At 50.5% G+C, this 15478-nt stretch carries 10 protein-coding genes; 8 read left to right on the top strand and 2 right to left on the bottom strand.

Annotated elements, in window-relative coordinates:
• Positions 1 to 176 precede the first annotated feature (176 nt).
• From MN202_RS04975 to MN202_RS04965, 3 genes are all read left to right on the top strand, one after another.
• Complete coding sequence (locus MN202_RS04975) at positions 177 to 1304, top strand: sigma-54 interaction domain-containing protein (protein ID WP_335734987.1); 1128 nt, start codon at positions 177 to 179, stop codon at positions 1302 to 1304.
• A gap of 110 nt (positions 1305 to 1414) precedes the next feature.
• The gene (locus tag MN202_RS04970) at positions 1415 to 2344 is read left to right on the top strand and encodes a sulfurtransferase (protein WP_335734986.1); all 930 of its coding nucleotides are present in this window, start codon (positions 1415 to 1417) and stop codon (positions 2342 to 2344) included.
• An 88-nt stretch (positions 2345 to 2432) separates the two neighbouring features.
• A complete protein-coding gene (locus MN202_RS04965; RefSeq protein ID WP_335734985.1) occupies positions 2433 to 3608 on the top strand; it encodes a YeeE/YedE family protein in 1176 nt (391 codons plus the stop codon).
• A gap of 43 nt (positions 3609 to 3651) precedes the next feature.
• On the opposite strand, the gene MN202_RS04960 is transcribed toward MN202_RS04965, so the two are convergent.
• Both MN202_RS04960 and MN202_RS04955 read right to left on the bottom strand, forming a co-directional pair.
• Positions 3652 to 6225 carry a TonB-dependent receptor gene (locus MN202_RS04960; protein ID WP_335734984.1) on the bottom strand — a complete coding sequence of 858 codons (2574 nt, stop codon included), beginning with the start codon at positions 6223 to 6225 and terminating at the stop codon, positions 3652 to 3654.
• 33 nt (positions 6226 to 6258) lie between these two features.
• Positions 6259 to 8877 carry a TonB-dependent receptor plug domain-containing protein gene (locus MN202_RS04955; RefSeq protein WP_335734983.1) on the bottom strand — a complete coding sequence of 873 codons (2619 nt, stop codon included), beginning with the start codon at positions 8875 to 8877 and terminating at the stop codon, positions 6259 to 6261.
• Between the two features lie 441 nt (positions 8878 to 9318).
• Between MN202_RS04955 and MN202_RS04950 the strand changes: the two genes are divergently transcribed.
• The 5 genes from MN202_RS04950 (at position 9319) to MN202_RS04930 (ending at position 15257) form a co-directional block, all read left to right on the top strand.
• On the top strand, positions 9319 to 10341 hold the full coding sequence (locus tag MN202_RS04950) for an isopenicillin N synthase family dioxygenase (protein WP_335734982.1): 1023 nt from the start codon (positions 9319 to 9321) through the stop codon (positions 10339 to 10341).
• A 12-nt stretch (positions 10342 to 10353) separates the two neighbouring features.
• Positions 10354 to 11511, top strand: a complete 1158-nt coding sequence (locus MN202_RS04945; RefSeq protein WP_335734981.1) for a trans-sulfuration enzyme family protein — start codon at positions 10354 to 10356, stop codon at positions 11509 to 11511.
• 208 nt (positions 11512 to 11719) lie between these two features.
• On the top strand, positions 11720 to 12265 hold the full coding sequence (locus MN202_RS04940) for a DUF1993 domain-containing protein (protein WP_335734980.1): 546 nt from the start codon (positions 11720 to 11722) through the stop codon (positions 12263 to 12265).
• On the top strand, positions 12246 to 12803 hold the full coding sequence (locus MN202_RS04935; RefSeq protein WP_335734979.1) for an NAD(P)H-dependent oxidoreductase: 558 nt from the start codon (positions 12246 to 12248) through the stop codon (positions 12801 to 12803). Before MN202_RS04940 ends, MN202_RS04935 begins: the two co-directional genes overlap by 20 nt.
• Before the next feature lie 48 nt (positions 12804 to 12851).
• The gene (locus tag MN202_RS04930) at positions 12852 to 15257 is read left to right on the top strand and encodes a TonB-dependent receptor plug domain-containing protein (protein ID WP_335734978.1); all 2406 of its coding nucleotides are present in this window, start codon (positions 12852 to 12854) and stop codon (positions 15255 to 15257) included.
• Positions 15258 to 15478 lie beyond the last annotated feature (221 nt).

Below are 15478 nucleotides of genomic sequence, written 5' to 3'. Positions count from 1 at the left end.
TTAATTATTTTGGTTGTTTTTTCTGCGGGTGTAGGGTGACACCACCACCACTAAGGAGAATTTAGCCATGCAACACTATTGTTCTGATTGTTTGTTCTACCGTTTAGACCCGGGCAGTTTCAGTGATGAACAGACAACCAGCAGACGCAGGGCGTCAAAACAGGAATATCAGGCTTATGACATCTTCAATCAGTTATCCGCATACGTTTGCGCCATCGCGCCACCGGCAGTCTACTAGCAGCTCAACAGAGGTTGTCACTTTTGATAACCCTGCCGATTATGTGCTGAGTATCCGCGCAACAGCACTTATTTTTGAAGATCCACGCTCTAAATTGCTGTATCGCCGCCTGCAGCAAATAGCCCCCAGCAATGCCACCGCTTTGGTGATTGGCGAAACAGGTACTGGTAAAGAGCTGGTTGCCCGCCAAGTTCATCGTTTAAGCCACCGTGCCAAAGGCCCCTTTGTGGCCTTAAATTGTGCAGCCTTGCCAGAGAGCCTGATAGAAAGTGAACTATTTGGCCATGAAAAGGGGGCTTTTACCGGTGCGTTACAGCAAAAAAAGGGCTGGTTTGAAGCGGCAAACGGCGGCACGTTATTTTTAGATGAGATTGGTGATCTGCCAGCAGCAACGCAGGTGAAATTATTACGTGTGCTGCAAGAGCGCGAAATTTACCGGGTAGGAAGCAGGGTTGCCACCCCCATAGACGTGCGGCTGATTGCTGCAACGAATGTGCAGTTGGAAGAGGCGGTGAAAGCTGGCCGTTTCCGGGAAGATTTGTTTTATCGTTTAAATGTAGCCCGGCTGCATTTGTTGCCACTGCGCGACAGGCCGGGTGACATTATTCCGTTATGCCACCATTTTATTCAGGTGTACCAGCACCGGTTGCATCTTAGTGGCACTGTGTTGTCTGAAGAGGCACGCCATGCCCTGTTAACTTATCCGTGGCCCGGTAATATCCGCGAGCTGGAAAACGTGGTCCACCATGCCTTATTGGTGATGACGCAGCAACATATACAGGCAAAAGATCTGAATCTGAGTGGTTTTACACTCAGCGTTGCTGCCAATACTCCAGCCCGTGAGCAACTTAACACTACTTTTGTTGGTGCTGAGACCCAGGGGCTTGGGCAGGCATTGCAGCCTATTTTTGCCAGTGATGAACCAGACAAATTTGCTCATATCGAAAGCTGTGTCATTAAGGCAGCGTTTGATTACTGCCAGCAAAACCAGTTGCAGACCGCAAAGCTATTGGGCATTAGCCGCAATATTTTACGGCATCGGTTAAAGCTTTATAACTATTTGTAATACCAGCGCATTTAGCTTGCCAGCTGACACGCAAGGCCGTTGGCGGGAATGTGCTAAAAACCTGCATCAGCAGAACATAACAGAGATAGCTAACTGAAGGAGTGTTAAACATGAAGGCAATAAAACGTTTTGCAGCAACCACACTAATGGTGGTGGCGGCCTGGGTCAGTACCAGTAGTTCAGTACTGGCATCTGAGCATCTGGTCAGCACCGACTGGCTGGAAAAAAATCTGAATAATCCAAAGGTTAAGCTGATTGAGGTCAGCGTAAACCCGGGAGTTTATGAGCGTGGCCATATTGCCGGTGCCAGTAACTTTGTCTGGCACACCGATTTGGTTGATACGGTAAAGCGCGACATAGTAGCCAAAGATCAGTTCCAGCAGTTGCTGCGCAAGGCCGGTGTATCCAAAGACAGTACTGTGGTGCTGTATGGCGACACCAATAACTGGTTTGCGGCCTGGGGAGCCTGGATTTTTGATATTTATCAGGTGCCTAATGTAAAGCTGCTGGACGGCGGCCGTAGTAAGTGGGAAGCGGAAAAACGGCCACTGACGCTAGCGCAAAAGGCGGTTAAGCCGGGCAATATTACTCTGGGTGAGCCTGATTACAGCCTGCGTGCCGGTTTACAGGATGTGCTGGCGATTGCCGAAAAACGCCGCGACTACAGCCTGATAGATATCCGCTCTAAAGATGAGTATGAAGGCAAAGTATTTGCCCCGGCCGGTGTGCAGGAGCTGGCAGTGCGTGCCGGCCATGTACCGGGAGCGGTGAATGTACCCTGGGGTTCTGCAGTGGCAGCGGACGGTAGTTTTAAATCAAAAGAAGAGTTAAAACAGTTATATGCGGCAGTAGGTATCGATGGCAGCAAGCCGGTAGTGGTGTACTGCCGCATTGGCGAGCGCTCCAGCCATACCTGGTTCGCGCTGAAGAAAATTTTAGGCTACGACGTACGTAACTATGATGGTTCCTGGACGGAGTACGGTAATAGTGTCGGCGTGCCTATTACCAATATTGCCGGTACGGTATGGGGCGGTAAATAACACTACAGCTATTTTTTACACTTTCTTTGAGGGCCTTTTGGCCCTCTTGGCTATGCTAAACCGCTGATTTTTCTGTACAGGAGCTGCTGTGAGTTCAACTGCGTTGTTTTTACCCTTTAATAGCCGTGTGCGCTGGAGTATTACCTTTTTGTTGCTGGTGGCGCTTGGCGTCACGGCCTGGTATTTGCAGTACGATGCTCAGTTGAGTTTTTCAGTACTCAGCGGCGCAGCCTTTGGCTATGTTATTCAGCGCTCGCGTTTTTGCTTTTATTGTATCAGCCGTGATTTTATCGAACGGCGCGAAGCCCGCGGCTTGCTGGGACTGTTAGCGGCGCTGGTACTGGGGTTGGTTGGTTATCATGCGGTGTTTGGTGTTTTTGTGCCCGACGCCGCTAGTGGCCGTCTGCCGCCCGGTGCTCATATTGGTACCGTAAGTTGGGCGCTGGTGTTTGGTGCTACCGCGTTTGGCCTGGGTATGGCGCTGGCGGGCTCGTGCATCAGTGCAGTGTTGTACCGCCTCGGTGAAGGTGCTTTTAGTGGTTTGGTGGTACTGCCGTCGGTGTTGCTGGGTTTTTTGCTGGGTTTTTATTGCTGGAACAGTGTGTATTTGCAGTTTATGCAGCAAAGCCCGGCGATCTGGCTGCCGGCTGAGCTGGGCTATGCCGGTTCGCTGCTGGTTCAGCTGGCTGTGCTGGCGTTTTTAGCGGCCTTGCTGTTTAAATACGGCCGTGACAAAGCTGCTGCTACTGCGGCTTCGGCTTATCAGGCAATTTTTTTGCTGCGTTGGCCGGCTTATATTGGCGGTATTCTGGTGGCTGTTATTGCTACTCTGGCTTATTTGCGGGTAGCGCCACTGGGGGTTACCGCAGAACTTGGCAGTATCAGCCGTAGCCTGGGCAGTCAGCTCAGCAGTTTCCCCACCCGGTTAGAAGGGTTGGACACCTTGCGGGGTTGTGCCACTGTGGTAAAAGAAACCCTGCTGAGTAACAACGGGGTGTTTATTCTGGCGTTAATTGCCGGTGCTTTTGCCGCGGCGTTACCGGCTGGAGACTTTAAACCCAGCCTGCCAAAGCTGCGCGAGTTACCCAGGTTAATTGCCGGCGGTGTGTTAATGGGTTTTGGTGCCATGCTGGCACTGGGTTGTACTGTTGGCGTGTTGTTATCCGGCATTATGGCATCGGCGCTGTCTGGCTGGCTATTTTTGCTATGCTGCAGCGCAGGTTTATATGTCGGGTGGTGCTTAAGGCGAATAAAACAAGGGTAAGCACGCTGCCATTAACAAGTTAATGGCAGCGGCCGATTACGCTTTAAAACTGATAATCAAGCCCGACAAATAAATATCTACCCCGGCTTGTGCCAATATAGCCGCCAGCACTCTTAGAGAATGGCGACAACTTATCAAACGCATTACGCACACCCGCTCTTAACGTCAGGTCAGTATTGAATTGATAACCCGCTGTAATATCAAAAACAGTGTAGGAAGGGATAAACCCATCAGGGTTGGTGTCAATTTGCGTAATATCACTAATGTCACGCGTTCTGTCATAGGTATTGGCCACAATACTGCTATGCCAGTTTGCGTAGTGATAACTCAGGCGTGCTTTATTTACCCAATCTGTATAGCTTGTGCCGCCGGTGCGGTCCTGCAAGGGTAAGCCATCCTGATCTGAACGCTTATAACTTAGCAGGTAACTGAGTTTATTATTGAAACTCACCCGGCCCCACTGGTTTAAGTGGAGTTGATAGTTTAACGCCAGCTCGATACCTGAGGTTTCCACCCTACCAATATTGGCAAGCGGCGCGTCTACTTCGTCAATGCTGCCTTTGGTAAGCCCCGGATACCGATCTGCCTCACTCTGATCCAATGGGTTTCTTTTAATTAAGGCACCCAGGGCAGGATCAGTATCTTCGTTGTCCAGAATGTATTGGATGTTTAAGCGTGAAATCGTGTCTTTTTGCCGTATCAAATACCAGTCTGCAGACACAGTAAAGTGTTTGGCAGGTGACCAGACGGCACCGAAGGTTTGATTGATTGACGTTTCCGGGCGTAATTCCGGGTTGCTGACGTTGTTCATGTCAACCCGGCCGGTGCACTGGCCAATATTTTTGCCCATTGGTGTGCAGCGGGCCCAGTCGTTATAAAACCAGTAAGAGCCGGTTGGTGCCATATTCAGTTGCTGCAAGCTGGGGGCCCTAAATGTAGTATTGGCCGAGGTTCTTAGCAGCAACTCAGGCGTAAACTGGTATGCCACAGCAATTTTCGGGCTGGTGGCACCACCTACATCGTTGTAGTGGTCGTATCTTACAGCTAGTTGGGTTTCCAACCCTTCCGTGAGTGGTACGCTAAGCTCAGCATACACTGAGCTGATAGTACGGCTGCTGTCTGTTGTTGGACGGTTGAAATTACGCGCTTCACGCGCTTGGTCATGCTGTAGTGCCAGACCAACGGACAAGCCTAACTGACCACCTGCTAGCGTGTACAAGTCATTATTTGCCGCTTTAAGGTCAAACACACTGATGGCTGCCTGGCCATCACTAATATAGTCATCAAGCAGGGCCTTGGTTGCGGCGACAGAGTTAGAGCTGACAAAGGGATCAAAGCTACCGTCGGCAAAAGCGGCAGTTACCTTGCTACTGTTTACTCTGGGACGGTTTTGTTTGCTGCGGTTTTTGTGATGTAACAGTGATGCTGACAAATCCCAGTCACCCAAGGCGGCATCTATTCCTACTACCGATCTGAAACTGTCACTTTCTACCCAGTTATCGCCAAGACCAGCCTCAAATAAACGCCGGGTAAGTAAAATGTCTTTTCCTTCGGTAGATAAGCCGCCTAGCTCAGTGCGGTAAACTGCATCGGTTGGTTTTACCACTGCAGCAGCAGACGGAATGGATAGTGGCCAGGAATTAAAGGCCAGATCATCTTTGCCTAAACCGGCTTCAGCAAAAAGCTCAATATTGTCTGATAAACGATAACGTAACAAGGCATTGGCATTTAAGCGTTTAGTCTCAGAGTCTTGATAGTGGTTTTGGTCTGAAAAGCAATAATCGCCGCCACTAAGTGATTCTAATTGCCCCGGGCAGGCCTCGGCAACACGTCGTAAACCACCGGCTAACCGATATTCACCGGCGGTTAGTCCGGTAAACCGATAGTCACTGCCGCCCAGGGGGCGCCTATCTAAATTACTAATAGCATCATGGTTTTTCCAATAAGTGGGCTGTCGAGTTAAGCCATCCAGCGTTAGCAGCAGGTTATAGCCATCGTTATCAAGTGAGCCAAACCCTTTGGCTAAACCAATATTTAACCGCTCACCATCACCAGCTTGCCAGCCACCGTACTGGGCGGTTAAGGCTGTACCGGTATAATTCTGTTTGGTGCGAAAGTTTATGACCCCAGCTACAGCATCAGAGCCATAAATGGCGGCGGCACCATCATACAGCACTTCAATTTGCTCAATAGCTGACAGGGGTATGGTGTTCAAACTAACAATACTGGTACTTAAATTGGCAAAGGCATTTGGTGCATAGCGACGGCCGTTTAACAAAATTAAAGTATTTTGTGTACCCAGGCCCCTTAAGCTTACTGTATTAGCGCCCGGTGCAAAGCGGCCACCATCAGTACCAAACTCCAAATCTGCTTTAGGTAATACAGCGCTAAGTGCATCGGCAACAGTTGCCGCACCGGTTTGCGCTATCTGCTCACGGCTGAACACTTCAACCAGCGAGGTGCCTTCTTCGTTACTGCGTTTCAGGTTAGAGCCGACAACCGTTATACGCTCTACAGCGTTGTCATCTTTTTTAGTTTGTTCCGCCTGTACTATAGAGGTAAAAGCTAAAGAGAGTGGAGCCAGCATCGCGGCTAGTAATCTAGGTTTAAATTGCATAATTATGTCCTTGTTAACAATCTGAGGTTGCCGCTATATCTGATAACTTAGTGATAGATTTACCACCCGGCCACGGGCGTTGTACTGGGTCATATCGTAGTAATAAGAGCCGGCAGCAGGGTCAAACGGCGGATCACGATCGGTTAAGTTAGTTACCGACAACGCCAGCACGCTATTGGCAAAGCCGCTGTAGCTGAGTTGGGCATTAAACTGCACATGGCTGTCTACCTTGCTGTTAAGGCTGGGGTTACTGGCCGCAGTCGCCACTTTTTGCTGGTAGCTGCTGGTGTAATCGGCGCTGATTGTGGTTTGCCAATCCTGATACTGCCAGTTCAGGCTGGTATTGCTTTGCCAATGCGGCAGCGCCCCAAACTGATTGGTTCCGGCACCGTTAATAACTGGTTGCTCAGCCACTAACGATTGCTTATAACCCATTAAATGCGACCAGACGGAGCTCAGGTTTAACTGCTGGCCTGCAGCAAGTTGCCAACGATGGGTAAAATCAATATCAAAGCCCGACACTTCCCGTACGCCCTGGTTGCGGTATTGATTGGTAATAATTTGCAAGCGGCCTTGTTCGTCGCGGCGAATGCGGTCCGGATACAGTTGCGGGTTGTTAATGATAAACTGCGCACTGTCGCTGGCGATCACATCCTGCTGTTCTATCCGAAACACATCTATACCAATGCTCGAATGACGGGCAAATGACCAGATCACCCCAGCGTTAATATTGGTTGAACGCTCTGCCTTCAAATCCGGATTACCGGCACGGAACTGACTAAAACCGCGACTGGCCCCCGGTGTAATAGGATCATTCGGATCGATTACCGCGCCATAACTTACCGTATTGCTGTTCGCTATTTCCGGCAATGACGGGGCCCTGAAACCGCGTGACCACGAGGCCCTCAGCAGCCAGTCTTCATTCAGAACATAGTGGGCGCCGATTTTGGGTGAAAAGGCGCTGCCAAAATCGTCATAGTGATCAGCACGGCCTGCTGCCGTTAACGTCAAGTCGGTCAGCAGCGGTATGGTAAACTCGGTAAAAGCCGCAATAACTTCGCGCTTACCATCGACTAAATTAATCGCCGGGCGCAGCTCAGTGCCAGACAGCACCTCATAGGAGGTACCGGCCTGCATTTGTTCGCGGCGTAAATCCACCCCCGCAGCAAAGGCCAGTGGCCCGGCTGGCAACTCTGCCAGTATGCGGCTGGCACTGAAATTCAGCGAATCGATACGGTAATCACCGGGGCGACGGGTTTGCAGGCGCAGGGCGTCTATCACATCGGCACTGTTACCGCCTTCGGTAAAACGGTAACTACCATCAGCCAGAATTTTTTCAAAGGCATAGCGGTTAACAAAATTATCCACATATTCACGCTGGCGGCTTTGTGATGTTAACGCTGTGAGCTGCCAATCCCAATGCTCGCCACTGAAGTCTAAACCAACTAATATCCGGCTAAACTGTTGCTGATTGTTCTTCAGCCTTGGCCCAATATCAAAAAAGGTATATTCAAATGGCACCGGCGCAGTGCCCGGATTATCCGGGTGGCCAACCGGCAACACCACCGGAATATCAACCAAAGTGCCGCTTGTTTGATCATATGCCCGCAATCCGGCCCCTACGCTAAGCGGTGGGCCAAAAATTTGCGCTGAGGAATTGTTGCTGTAAAGCACTTCGGCATGACCTTGCAGATCATCAGTTAGCTGCACGGTGCCCAGTACCGAGAACTGCCGCCGGGTGATCTCAGGTTGTAAGGTATTAAAAGCTTGCGCATTAAAGGCACAGGTGTCACCGGCCAGCGGGCTGGCAAAGTCGGCCCAAAGCCGCTTAGCTGAGCCTTGCGGGCAATTTTCAAAGGCTTCGCGGTTTTGTGCTGAATGCACAAAGGCACCGCCTTGACTGCTCCAACCCGCCAGTTTTCCGCCTGGCAAATGGCGAAAATCACCAGAGCTGGTCAGTTTGCGGTCGCTGGCATCCAGCCGTTCGCGTTGCAGAAAATCGACACTGGCAGTCAGGTTGTAGCCATCCTGCAGTAAATCACCGAAACCACTTACAAAGCCTGCAGCATACTGTGCCAGGCCGCCTTCGGTGGCATTACCGGCAGACAATTTGAGTTCGGTGTCCTGATAATTTTTACGCAGAATAATGTTCACTACTCCGGCAATGGCATCTGAACCGTAAGCAGCAGAGGCGCCGTCTTTGAGCACTTCAATCCGCTCTACTGCACTGAGTGGCAGGGCATTTAAGTCGACAAAGGTATCCTGGGTGTTTAAGGCGAAGCCATTGTTGGATACGCGCTGGCCGTTGACCAGCAACAGGGTGTTTTTCGGGCTTAAACCACGCAGGGCAATGGATGCTGAACCGGCAGAAAAACTGCTGGTGTATTGCTCGTCATAGCTGTTTCCGGCATTAATGGTGAGATCACGTAGTACCTCTGTCAGGGAGATCTTGCCACTGACAGCAATATCTTCAGCACTTAACTGATACACCGGTGTGGCGTTTTCCGTGTTAACCCGCTTTATGTGCGAGCCTGTGACGGCAATGCGTTCTACACGTTCGGTGACATCGCTGTCATTTGCCTGCAACGGCTGACTAAGCAGCACCGCTAAAGGGGTCAATAGTATGGGGATGGTTTTGCTTGACGCAGACATTGGGTTACTCCATATATTCTTATTTGTTATATTAAATTCTATTTAATGAATTTTATGGAATAATGATATCACCGACGCTACCTGTGTCGTCAATCCCCAAAATAAATACATACTGTAGTGCCAGAACTGACTGTTAAAATTAAAAGTTATTTAATATCAAAGCCTTAAGTAATTAAGTGTTGGGCATTTAAACGTCTGGATATCTACCTTGTTTTAGCTTAGAACTAAAAGATCTAACTGTGCTGATGCTTTTGCCGCAAGCCAGTGGCGGTTGCTCTGTTGTTGATGGTTAGCATCCAGCCATCTGAGCTTCCGGCTAGCTATATATCCAAGTGGCCTGTTATTTCTGTTTTATATAACTAATAGTTATCAAATCCTTCGGAGTCTGCTGTAGCAGGCATAAAATGGCCGCATTAAATAATCTGCAAATGCGAGCGAGCTATGATGTTACAACTTCCGGTACTTGACTTAGCCTTATGGCATGCTGGCGGTGAGCCACGCCGCCAGTTTTTGGCACAGCTGGGCGAGGCTGCACGCGATGTTGGCTTTTTTTATCTGACCGGCCACGGCATCACACAAACGCAGCAACAAGCTATTTTGCAATTGGCGGCAGAGTTTTTTGCTTTGCCACAAGCAGACAAAGATGCCGTGCAAATGGTGAAGTCGCCGCATTTTCGCGGGTACACCCGCTTAGGTGGCGAGTTAACGCTGGGTAAGGCTGATCAGCGCGAGCAGTTTGATATTATGGCTGAACATAAGGCGCCGCTGCTGCAAAAAGATGAACCGGCCTGGTGGCGTTTATATGGCCCGAACCAGTGGCCGGCGGCGGTACCGGCTATGCAACCGGTGTTGCTGCAATGGCAGGATCAGTTAACCGATCTTAGCGTAACCCTGCTACGTGCCTTTGCGCTGGTACTACAGCAAAACGAAGACGCCTTTGACAGCACCATTAAAGATGGCCCGTACCGCCATATGAAACTGATCCGTTATCCCGGGCGCAGTGCTCCTGAGCAGGAGCAAGGCGTAGGCGCACACAAAGACCCGGGTTATTTAACGCTGGTGTTGCAGGACGGCCAGAGCGGCCTTGAAGTGTTAACGGAAAAAGGCTGGTTAAGCGCAGTGCCTTTGCCCGGTGCCTTTGTGGTGAATATTGGTGAACTGCTGGAGCTGGCATCGAATGGCTATTTACGTGCCACTTACCATAGAGTTGTCAGCCCGCCGGCCGGTGTTGAGCGCCTGTCATGCGCGTTTTTTATGGCCGCGCAGTTGGATGCCACCGTACCGTTGCTGCCCTTGCCGGAGGCGTTGGCAATGCAGGCGAAAGGCCCGGCCAGTGATCCGCTTAACCCGCTGTTTTATCAGGTAGGACAAAATGTATTAAAAGGCCGTCTACGCTCGCACCCTGATGTGGCTGCGGCGCATTATGCTGATCTCAACCAGGCTGACGTAAAAGCGGCTATTTAACGGATATTATTTATGAAATTTAAAACCCAATTGCTACACACCGCTGGCGGCGATCAGCAAACCGGCGCGTTAACCACGCCGATTTATCAAAGCAGTACCTTTACTTATGGCACAGCAGCAGAGGGCAAAGCGCGCTTTGCCGGTGAGCAGCCGGGTTTTATATACAGCCGCATGGGCAACCCGACCGTGCAGGCGCTGGAGCAGCAGCTTGCCGAGCTGGAAGGTGCCGACGAAGCCTTAGTAGTGGCCAGTGGTATGGCGGCGGTGAGCAGTATTTTTTATGCTCTGGTAAGTGCTGGCGACGAAGTCGCCTTTATTGACCCGGTTTACGGCGGCACTGCGGCGTTTTTGATAAATACCCTCAGCCGCGCTGGTATTACCGTAAGCCGTTATGCCAGTGATGACGACTTGCTGGCTAATATAAGCCATGGCACTAAGTTGGTGCTGTTTGAACCCATTACCAACCCTAACCTGAAAGTCACCGATTATCGTAAAGTAAAAGCCGCAGCGGCGAAAACCGGTGCCATTACGGTGTGTGATAATACCTTTTTAACGCCTTACCTGTTTAAGCCACTGGAACATGGCATTGACTTGGTGATGCACAGCGCTACCAAGTACTTAAGCGGCCACGGCGATATTATTGCCGGCGTGGTGGCGGGGCGCGCAGAGCTGATGCAACCGGTGCGCACCATAGCGCTGAAACATATCGGCGCGCCGATAGGCCCGCAGGAAGCCTATTTACTGCAACGCGGCCTGCGTACACTGGCGCTGCGAATGGATGCCCACCTTGCCGGCGCGGCAAAAGTAGCAGCTTTTTTAGCGCAGCAACCGGCAGTGAACAAAGTGATTTACCCGGGCCTGACTACTGATGCGGGTTACCCGGTGCTGGCTGAAACTGTGGGCGCTTTTGGTGGCATGGTCAGCATTGAGCTGGCTGGCGGCTTTGAGCGGGCTGCGCGCTTTTTAGACCAGCTTAACCTGTTTACCCAGGCGGTAAGCCTGGGTGATTTGGAAAGCCTGGCCTGTCACCCGGCCAGTACTACCCATGCTGCTATGGATGCGCCAAGCCGCTTAGCTGCCGGGGTAACCGATGATTTAATTCGCTTAAGCATTGGGGTGGAAGACGCAGACGATCTGATTGCCGACCTGCAGCAAGCTTTGCAGGCATAAGGTTGTTAACGTATTAGGTATAAAACAACTTATATATTCCAAAATGGAATTAAAGAATAGATATAATATTAAAAAAGTTATATTAAGATAATAGGGCAAGTATCGCTTGCTCCTGCTATGTCACCTGTCTTTCGCGGTATCAATTGATACCGCGCTTTTTTCACAGTGCAGGATACTGAATAAAGTTTTCTGGCACAGGAGAGACAAGATGAGCGTAGGTTTATATGACGTGACCGTTCCGGTATTTATCCGCAGCTTAACCAACCTCGCCACATTGCTGCGCAAAGCGGGTTATCAGGCGGCGCTAAAAGGTTATCCGGCGGCTTTACTGTTACAAAGCCGGTTGTATCCGGATATGTATGAATTGTCGCGTCAGATTAAACGAGCGGCCGATATTGCCCGTGAAACCGTTGAGCTGTACAGCGGTAAAGACAGCGTGGAGTTTGTTGAAGAAGTGGTCAGTATTGAGCAGCATATTGCCTATGTGAACCACAGTATCAGCTATCTGTTATCGATACCTCCGCGTCAGTTTGACGGCGTGCTGGAGCAAAGCTTTACCCTGCCGCCGCAGCATGAAGAGCGCTATACCGCGCTGGGCTATGCCTTGTTTTATGCGCTGCCCAATTTTTACTTTCATATCACGACCGGCTACAACATTTTGCGCCACAACGGCGTTGCCATAGGCAAGCAGGATTACCTGGGCCTGCATAGTTATCAACAGGATGGATGGCACAATGCGGGTTCTGGTATTTAACGGTGCGCCGCGTCGCAGCGCGGTAAATCTGGCCCTGACGCAAGTATTTGTTGAAGCACTGGTCAATTATACGCCCATCACCTTGCAGGTGTTGCACCTGCACCAAATTGCCAGCGATGTTGGCTGCGCCGAAAGCCTGCTGCAGCTGCCAGATAGCGCAGCAGAGGCCTACCAGCAAGCACTGGATGCAGATTTGATTATCTTTATCGTGCCGCAGTATGCAGCAGGTTTGCCCGGTTTGTTCTGCCACTTTTTTGAACTGCTCGACCCGACCGCGCTGCGCGGCAAAGTGGCGCTGATAGCCGCTACTGGCAGCGGTTTGTATTCGCCGCTGCTGGATACACAATTGCGGCCGCTGTTAGACAAATTTGGTTTGTTCGTTATGCCGGTTGATAGCTATCTGCCGCACGCCGCTTTCGCCCAACAGCCCGGTATCCATACCTGCCTGCTTAGTGAGCCACAGGCACTGGCGCGTATTCGTTTTAGCACGCAGCAGGCCGTTAGCCTGGTGGCGGCCAAACTGCGATCTGCTGCCTGAATAATTACAACAGAAACATAACATCAGCAATTTTAATAAGGATTTTGTATGACAGTAGAAAAAAAACTGAGCATAGCGGTGAGTATTGCACTGACCGCAGCGGCTTACTCTGGCCAGGTGGTGGCACAGCAGGCGCAAGCTGACATTGAAAAAATATCTGTAATTGGTAGCCGGTTGTCGGTACGCTCTGCCACCGAAACCAGCGCGCCGCTGGACATTATTGGTGCCGACCAACTTGCTGCAACCGGGGCGTTGGAAACGGCAAAGGCGTTGCAATTGCTGGTGCCGAGTTTCAATTTTCCTACCTCTTCTATCACAGATGGTTCAGACGCTGTACGCCCTGCCAGTTTGCGGGGTTTATCTCCGGATCATACGCTGGTGCTGGTAAATGGAAAGCGCCGCCATGGTACTGCGCTGGTGCACTTGAATGGCACTATGGGGCGTGGCAGCTCGAATGTCGATTTAAACGCTATACCTATCTCAGCAATTAAACGTATTGAAGTGCTGCGTGACGGTGCAGCCGCGCAATATGGCTCTGATGCGATAGCCGGTGTCATTAATATAGTGCTGAAAGATCAGGCGCAGAGCACTGATGTTAGCCTCAGTACTGGCCAAACGTACAAGGGAGATGGCGAATATTACAAAGCCAGCCTGAATTCCGGTTTTCGGTTTGCTAATACTGGTTTTGTTAATTTCAGCGTCGAACATCAGCATAAAAACGGCACTAACCGCGCAGGGCCGGATCCCCGGCAACAATATGCCAGTATCAATGGTGAGCCTGATCCGCGTGAAGCGGGCTTTAACCGCTTAAGCCATAAGGTTGGCGATGCCGCCTTTGAACAACAAGCCGTATTTGTTAATGCGGGATATCAGCAAGATAATAAGGTGCAATGGTACGGTTTTGGCGGACTTAGCCACCGGGAGTCCTCATCGGGGGCGTTTTATCGCCGTGCTTCGGATGCACGCAATATTACCGACATTTATCCGGACGGATTTTTGCCGGAAATCGCTCCGCAATCAAGTGACTATTCGTTAACTGCCGGTGTAAAGTTTGAACTGGCCGACTGGCAAGTGGATCTCTCTGCCGGCACCGGTGAAAGTGAATTTGATTACTATGTAAATAATTCGCTGAATGCGTCTTTCGGGCCTGGCAGCCCTACCAGTGCTTACGCAGGCACACTGCAAAACAGCGAGCAAAACTTTAACATAGATGCCAGCAAAGGGTTTGACTTTGTCAACAACTCAGAGCTGGTGGTGTCGGCCGGTATCAGCCGGCGACACAATGCCTATCGTATTAGTGCCGGGGACGAGCTGTCGTGGCGCAACTATGGTTATCAGGGTAAAGCCGGCGGCATTCAGGGCTTTGGTGGTTTTACGCCAGAATCTGAGGTAGATGAATCCCGGCATAATACCGCCGTTTATGTCGAGCTGGAAAATGCACTTAGCGATAACTTTACCTGGGGCGCAGCACTGCGACAGGAAGATTATTCCGATTTTGGCAGTGACACCAGTTGGAAGTTGTCTGGCCGCTATCAATTGAACGAGCAATGGGCGCTGCGAGCTACCGCGAATGATGCTTTTCGTGCACCCAGTGTACAGCAGTTGTACTTCTCTAACTTATCAACTCTGTTTGTCGCCGATCCGCAAACCGGGGTGTTGACCCCAACCGAGTCCGGCACCTTTAACAATATATCGACGGTGACCCGCGCTATCGGACAGGGTCCGTTGCAGCCAGAGTCAGCCACCAGTATCAGTGCCGGCATTACTTTTCAGGGCGATAGCGGTTTAACGTTTACATTGGATACTTACCGTATCGCAATAGACGATCGTATTATTCTTACCGGCAGTGTTAACCGTGCCAGCAGTGCTGTACTTGACCAGCTATTGGGTGATTCAGGCGCAGATTCAGTGCGGTTTTTTACCAACGCGGTAGATACCACTACGCAAGGGGTTGAGGCCGTACTGGCGTATCAATGGGATGCCGGCTTATGGGGGCAGTGGAAAACCTCTTTTAGTGCGCAGTATAACGACAGTAGTATCGACAGCATTAAGGTGCCTCAGCTGTTAGATGGCTTACAGCAGCGTTTGTTTGACAGAGTTGAACAAGTACGCCTGACGAAGGCGAATCCTAATAAAGGCGCGGTGTGGAGTGTAAACCATCAGCATAACAAGCTGACATCTGATGTCCGGTTAAACTATTTTGGCCCTTACACTTTAGGTTATGCAACCGGCGACAAAACATACAGCGGTAAAGTTACTGTAGACGTTAGCTTTAACTATGCATTAACGGATACGCTGCAACTGGGTTTTGGTGCCAGCAACCTGTTTGACACCTACCCGGATAAACAGCCAGAGGTAAACAGCTTTAATGGCATCTTTGTCTACCCCAATACCAATGCACCATTTGGTTTTAATGGTGGTTCGTACTATGCAGATTTACGCTATTCGTTTTAACCGGCTAAATAGCCATGCCATCCAGCCAGCCCCTTGTTAAGGGGCTTTTTTATGGGCACAGTTGAGCATGCTGCGACAAAGCATGCTTTAAAAGACAGTTGTCACGCTAAACTAAAAAAGCCCCGCAAGCGGGGCAACCAAAACGGTTATTTCAACAGGAGGAGGAAGGTGCGATTGCCAATCCGTGGCGCTGCGATTCATCCATAAAACGGGTGCGTCAG

This window comes from Rheinheimera muenzenbergensis, assembly GCF_036984005.1.
Taxonomy (GTDB): Bacteria; Pseudomonadota; Gammaproteobacteria; order Enterobacterales; family Alteromonadaceae; genus Alishewanella; species Alishewanella muenzenbergensis.
Note: the sequence above shows the minus strand (reverse complement) of the source record. Positions and strands in the feature narration are given on the sequence as shown.

Bases quoted from the DNA above. Each gene is read 5' to 3' on its own strand.
- MN202_RS04975 (WP_335734987.1), top strand. From the start codon at position 177: ATGACATCTTCAATCAGTTATCCGCATACGTTTGCGCCATCGCGCCAC.
- MN202_RS04970 (WP_335734986.1), top strand. From the start codon at position 1,415: ATGAAGGCAATAAAACGTTTTGCAGCAACCACACTAATGGTGGTGGCG.
- MN202_RS04960 (WP_335734984.1), bottom strand. From the start codon at position 6,225: ATGCAATTTAAACCTAGATTACTAGCCGCGATGCTGGCTCCACTCTCT.
- MN202_RS04955 (WP_335734983.1), bottom strand. From the start codon at position 8,877: ATGTCTGCGTCAAGCAAAACCATCCCCATACTATTGACCCCTTTAGCG.
- MN202_RS04950 (WP_335734982.1), top strand. From the start codon at position 9,319: ATGATGTTACAACTTCCGGTACTTGACTTAGCCTTATGGCATGCTGGC.
- MN202_RS04945 (WP_335734981.1), top strand. From the start codon at position 10,354: ATGAAATTTAAAACCCAATTGCTACACACCGCTGGCGGCGATCAGCAA.
- MN202_RS04940 (WP_335734980.1), top strand. From the start codon at position 11,720: ATGAGCGTAGGTTTATATGACGTGACCGTTCCGGTATTTATCCGCAGC.
- MN202_RS04935 (WP_335734979.1), top strand. From the start codon at position 12,246: ATGCGGGTTCTGGTATTTAACGGTGCGCCGCGTCGCAGCGCGGTAAAT.
- MN202_RS04930 (WP_335734978.1), top strand. From the start codon at position 12,852: ATGACAGTAGAAAAAAAACTGAGCATAGCGGTGAGTATTGCACTGACC.